5 protein-coding genes and 1 pseudogene are annotated in these 5,359 nt (G+C 30.7%); all 6 read right to left on the reverse strand.

Annotation, left to right across the window (positions count from 1 at the left end; genetic code table 11):
• Positions 1–76: 76 nt before the first annotated feature.
• Positions 77–502, reverse strand: a complete 426-nt coding sequence (locus HNQ03_RS15730; RefSeq protein WP_173780646.1) for a hypothetical protein — start codon at positions 500–502, stop codon at positions 77–79.
• On the reverse strand, positions 499–1,128 hold the full coding sequence (locus HNQ03_RS15735) for a hypothetical protein (protein WP_173780647.1): 630 nt from the start codon (positions 1,126–1,128) through the stop codon (positions 499–501). The genes HNQ03_RS15730 and HNQ03_RS15735 overlap by 4 nt, the downstream gene beginning before the upstream one ends.
• Positions 1,128–2,009, reverse strand: a complete 882-nt coding sequence (locus HNQ03_RS15740) for a YitT family protein (RefSeq protein ID WP_173780648.1) — start codon at positions 2,007–2,009, stop codon at positions 1,128–1,130. Before HNQ03_RS15740 ends, HNQ03_RS15735 begins: the two co-directional genes overlap by 1 nt.
• A 1-nt stretch (position 2,010) precedes the next feature.
• The gene (locus HNQ03_RS15745) at positions 2,011–2,601 is read right to left on the reverse strand and encodes an HD domain-containing protein (protein WP_173780649.1); all 591 of its coding nucleotides are present in this window, start codon (positions 2,599–2,601) and stop codon (positions 2,011–2,013) included.
• Between the two features lie 6 nt (positions 2,602–2,607).
• A pseudogene (locus HNQ03_RS16140) lies at positions 2,608–3,984 on the reverse strand (adenylate/guanylate cyclase domain-containing protein).
• 621 nt (positions 3,985–4,605) lie between these two features.
• Entirely contained in the window at positions 4,606–5,001 is a 396-nt protein-coding gene (locus HNQ03_RS16145) for an adenylate/guanylate cyclase domain-containing protein (protein WP_317170384.1), read from the reverse strand.
• Between the last annotated feature and the right edge of the window lie 358 nt (positions 5,002–5,359).

Raw genomic sequence — 5,359 nt, forward strand, 5'->3', positions numbered from 1 at the left:
GATAACTTTAACTTGGAATCAAAAATTCCAGAAAATATCAATATTAAAATTTTAGAAATTGAAAATCATAGTGTTTTTAAGCGCTGACTAAATAGTAGGTGACATCAAAATTGCTTCCTTTCTTTCTTTGGTTATTATAACTTTGAATTAAATACTGATTGTTACCTAAATTTTTCGCGCTGTAATAATGCTCATCTACACCTGAAAATGCATAGTTTCCTAAGAGCGATTTTGCGTTATCATCTGCGTTCAAACTATCTTCAACTTTAAGCACAATGTTTTTGTTGTTTTCATCGTCGTAAATGTTTACTACGTTTTTATGTAAATATCTTACTGTATTTCTCACATTTGCAGAACTTACACCAATTTGATATTTAAATATTTCTGGTTTAGCTGTCGTGCCTTGGCTTTTTATAGATAAAATATAATCAAAATAATATTTTTGAGCAAAGCAGGTGTAACTAAAAAAGAATAAAAATAGAAAGAGTATTAGTTTCTTCATTGTTCTGGATTTGGAATTGTAACATTTGTATTAATTTTTTCAAATCCAATTAATTTTACTACAGATGAATTTCCCTTGTAATTAGATATTAATTTTGAAATAATATAGTTTTTGTCAGTATTTGTAAGCTTATTAAATTGTTCGATATTTTTAGTCGTCATAATTACAGCTGCTTCATCAAAAATAAAAAGCAGGTCTGCTTCACATTCTTTAAGTGCAAAATCTACCTTATAAGCAGATTGTCTGAAAACACCTTTTGACAATATTCGTTTCATAGAAAATAAATCTTTATTACTTTTTTTAAAAGTCACTTTATTTTCATACTCAGCAATACCAAATATTTCTAAATCGTGTTTAAAAGAATAATTTCCTGCAGCATCTTTAAAACTTTTGAAATGATGCATTCTCTTAGTTTTGTCGTCTAATAATCTAGCATCACCTTCCTTGTCAAAAATTATCAGATAATAGTCTTTATTTTTCGAATTTAAAAGTACATCAAAAGTAGAAGATTTGTCTGATTTATCTTTACTGGAAGATTGATAGGTCAAGATATAATCAAAAGTATAAGTTTGCCCGTTGCAATACAAAGCAAAAAACAAAAAGATAATCAAATAAAAATTTTTCATTAATGTTTGATTATTTCTTTCACTATTCCACCTTGTGGTTCTCGCACGGTTTGTGTGAATATAAATGCCTTGGGATCTATTTCTCGCACTATATTTTGCAATTTTCTAACTTCTAATCTCGTTACGATGGTGAAAATAATATCTACATCATTACTATGCTCAAAAGATTCTTTCATAAAGCCACGTTCACCTTTATAGACGGTAATTCCTCTATTTAAATTTAAAACCAAAGCTTTTTTCACTTCTTCACTATTAGATGAAATGATGGTAATTCCGGTGTAAGCTTCTATTCCTTCGATCACATATTTTGTAGTTTGGCTAGCTACCAAATACGTCAGAATAGCATACAAAGCGGTTTCTATATTTAAAAATGCAGCCGCAATTACAAAAATAACTACATTCATTCCCAAAATAATTTCCGTAATGCTGAAACTGCTATTTTTAAAGGTGAGCAATGCAAGAACTTCCATTCCATCAAAGGTTCCGCCACCACGCATGGAAAGTCCAATGCCAATTCCCAAGAAAAATCCTCCAAACATGGAAACCAAAAGTTTATCATCCGTCAACTCTGTAAATGGTACGAAATGCATTGTAGCAGCGATGAGCAGAATGGTGAACACACTTCTAATCGCGAAATGTCGTCCAATTTTAAAATAGGCAAGGAGTATAAACGGGATATTTAAGATAAGCAGCAAAATTCCTAAATTCCAATGCTTCACTTCATGTATCAGTAGTGAAATACCCGTAACGCCGCCATCTAAAAAATGATTTGGTACAAGAAAACTTTTTAATGCAAAACTTGCTGAGAGCACTCCTAAAATTAAATATACAATATCCGATATAGAAAATAGAGAATGGTTTTTTGTAGATTTTGAACTCATTTTAGTTTGTTTCGTTTTTTAGTTTTTCTTTTATGATTTGTAAATTTTCATTTTTCTTCTCATTTCTAGTCTCGATGGCAGTTTTTGTAAAGAAATGATGATTTTCTAAAAATTTTTCTTGCAGAAGATTCCAGTCATATTCAGTGTTGATGATGCCAAACATGGATAATTCTTCAAATAATTTATTCCCGATTATAAAAAAATCATCCCGACCAAGATAATCGAGATCTGCATCTGCGACTATTTCTTCCAGATGATTTCCAGGAGTTTGCGGTATTTTCGTAGCCATGATCATCCCTTTTATTTGGTCTATTTCTGCTTGATTGTAGCCATAATCGAGCAGGTAGGATTGCGCAATTTCGCAGGATTTCTGTTCATGATCTTTAGCTCCATAAATAAAGCCTGTATCATGAAAAAGTGCCGCAGTTTTTAGCAAAATTAATTCTTCCTCGGTACAATTTTCTGCTTTCGCTATTCTGTCCACAGATTCTATAACATCTGTGATGTGCGCAACACTATGATAGGACAGATGCTCGGGAAGTTTTTCTTTTAATAGATCAATAATCACCGATTGTAGTTCTTTATATCTCATGGTTATTTATTTTAAATTTACAAAATACATATTCAATGCGCCTTTACCTTTGGTTTCTATTTCTCCTCTGTGCTCAAAGATAAAGTGGTTTTTTGTTAAATTATAAGTAGTTTCAGACACATTTATTTTGCCGGGCACACTGTTTTGCTCCATTCTAGCAGCAGTATTCACAGTATCCCCCCAAATATCTTAAGCAAACTTTCTCACGCCTACAATTCCGGCAATCACAGGTCCAGAATGTATTCCTATTCTAATATCTAGCGCATCTGGATTTTTTAATTTTCTATTTTTAGTAAATTCTAGAATTTCTAATGCTGCATTGATGGCATTTTCTGCATGCTGATCATCAGAAACAGGAAGTCCACTTACCGCAAGATAGGCATCTCCGATGGTTTTTATTTTTTCTAAATTGTGTCTGCCCATTATTTGGTCAAATTCCGTGAAACAGACATTCAGTTCTGCAATTACTTCTTGCACGCCAATTTTTTCTAAATTTACCGTGAAATTCACGAAGTCTGTGAATAAGACCGAAACCTCATCGTACTGTTTTGCTTCAGAACTACCTTTTTGTTTCAGTTCTTCTGCGACTTCTTCTGGCAAAATATTGAGTAATAGATCTTCAGTTTTTTGCTTCTCTATTTGCAATTCTTGTGTTCTTTCGTCCACTTGTTTTTCTAGCAGATCGTTTTGATTTTGAAGTATTTGCTGTTTCTCTTGTTCTTGTTTGAAATTAATTTCCGAAAGACGGTTAACTTCTCCCAATTGGTTTACTAAATTTAAATTGGTATTTGCAAATTCCCAAGCTAAATAGGCTGAAATAGAGGCAGGAAAACTGATCAACAGAACGATTGAAAATATACTCGTTAGATCGTTTGATAAAGAAAATTCTATGTTTAATAGATTGATAATTATTCTATAAACAATGAAAATGAAAAATAGTAAGATCCCACCTCCGACAATAAATGCAGATCTTTTTCTTCTTATCATAGCTCTAATAATGAGGTAAACAGTTTCAAATCCAACTAACGTTATATAAAAAACCGAAATTATCACAGAAAGATCTGGATTCATCTCATATACAATAATAATAATCACTGGAATTGCTAACATGATCCGAGACCTAATTTTGCTTTTACCAAACAAATTATTTACAAATCCGGTAAGCGAAAAGCCGAAAACTAAAAAAGCAATGAAAAATAGGTAAATGTAATGCTCTTGTTTTGTTAGATCTTTTATATTGTAAAATAGCAGAACAATATAACTCATTGCACCAATTGAAAGATTATACAGAGAAAAAAACAAATTGTACAAGGCTTTTCTATAAAATAAAAACAGCAATAAATGGATAAAACCCAGCGCTAAAAAAATACCGCAAATTAACATTGAGAAAAAATTGAATTTTTCTACCTCTTGCAACTTATTTTTTACAAATAAATCTGCATTATTGAGAGTTAAAGCTAAAGCACCATTTTTAAATTGAAATTTTATTAACCCAACATCGTTATATAGATAGGGCTGAAAGCGAATTGCAATCACATTGGTTTCCGAATTGGCTAGTTGCAAAATTAAAGGATTATTATCTTTTGCTATGTATTTACCAGTTTTGTCCTCTCCGATTTTCCCTAAATTTTTTATTTTATTTCCATTCAAATAGACCTCTGAAGCTCCTTTCTGAAATATTTCAAGATTTAAGGGCACATTTTTTACACTGCTGTCTGCTTTCACATAATAACGCAACCAGTAAATTTTTCTATCCTGAAAGATAGAATCTTTAGAAATATCTATGCTTTGCCAAGAAGTATCATCAAAAGCTGGATTTGCAAAAATAGCCTTATCCTCTTTGGACACTTTATATTTTTGATCAAGAGAGATTTCTTTCTCCAAATTTTTTATGCTGATAATTTGTGGACTTACTCTAGAGTTTTGAGCTATCAGAATAGTTTGGATAAACAAGAATGCAACAGCTAAAATTTTATGAAATAATGGGTTCTTCAAAATAATAAATTAAAATTCATTTACAAAATACATATTCAATGCGCCTTTACCTTTGGTTTCTATTTCTCCTCTGTGCTCAAAGATAAAGTGGTTTTTTGTTAAATTATAAGTAGTTTCAGACACATTTATTTTGCCAGGTACACTGTTTTGTTCCATTCTAGCAGCAGTATTCACAGTATCTCCCCAAATATCGTAAGCAAACTTTTTCACGCCTACAATTCCGGCAATCACAGGTCCAGAATGTATTCCTATTCTAATTTTCTTTTCTTGTTCTAGTTTATTTAATGTTGTTTCTGTTATTTTCTTTTTTAAATTTAAAATTTCTGCAGAATCTTGAGCATTATATTTTCCGCAAGACAAAAGGAATATAGCCGAAAATATGAGGGATCTAAATGTATTTTTCAAAATATAATTCAAGTTATTTAGGTCAATGAAATTGGGGATGGTATGATTATTAAATTGTACCTGAAATCATTGATGTTTCAAATTTACAAAATTTGAAGAGATATTCAGATTCTTGTAATTTTTAAGTACAAATTCTCGTACTTTTAAATTGATAATTCTTTGCCTTTTTCAAAATTTCAATCATTAAAAAAAACGAGGGTATTTATTTGAAAGATAAAAAAGTTTTTAATCAATACACTTTGCGCTTTTCCCAATTTTGCTATTTAGTCAGCCATTAAAAACTATTTAAACAACTGATTAATAGTTATTTAGAAGTTATAAAGTTTGTTTATATCTGCAAGAAAACGTATCTTTATGT

The organism is Frigoriflavimonas asaccharolytica, from assembly GCF_013294015.1.
Taxonomy (GTDB): Bacteria; Bacteroidota; Bacteroidia; order Flavobacteriales; family Weeksellaceae; genus Frigoriflavimonas; species Frigoriflavimonas asaccharolytica.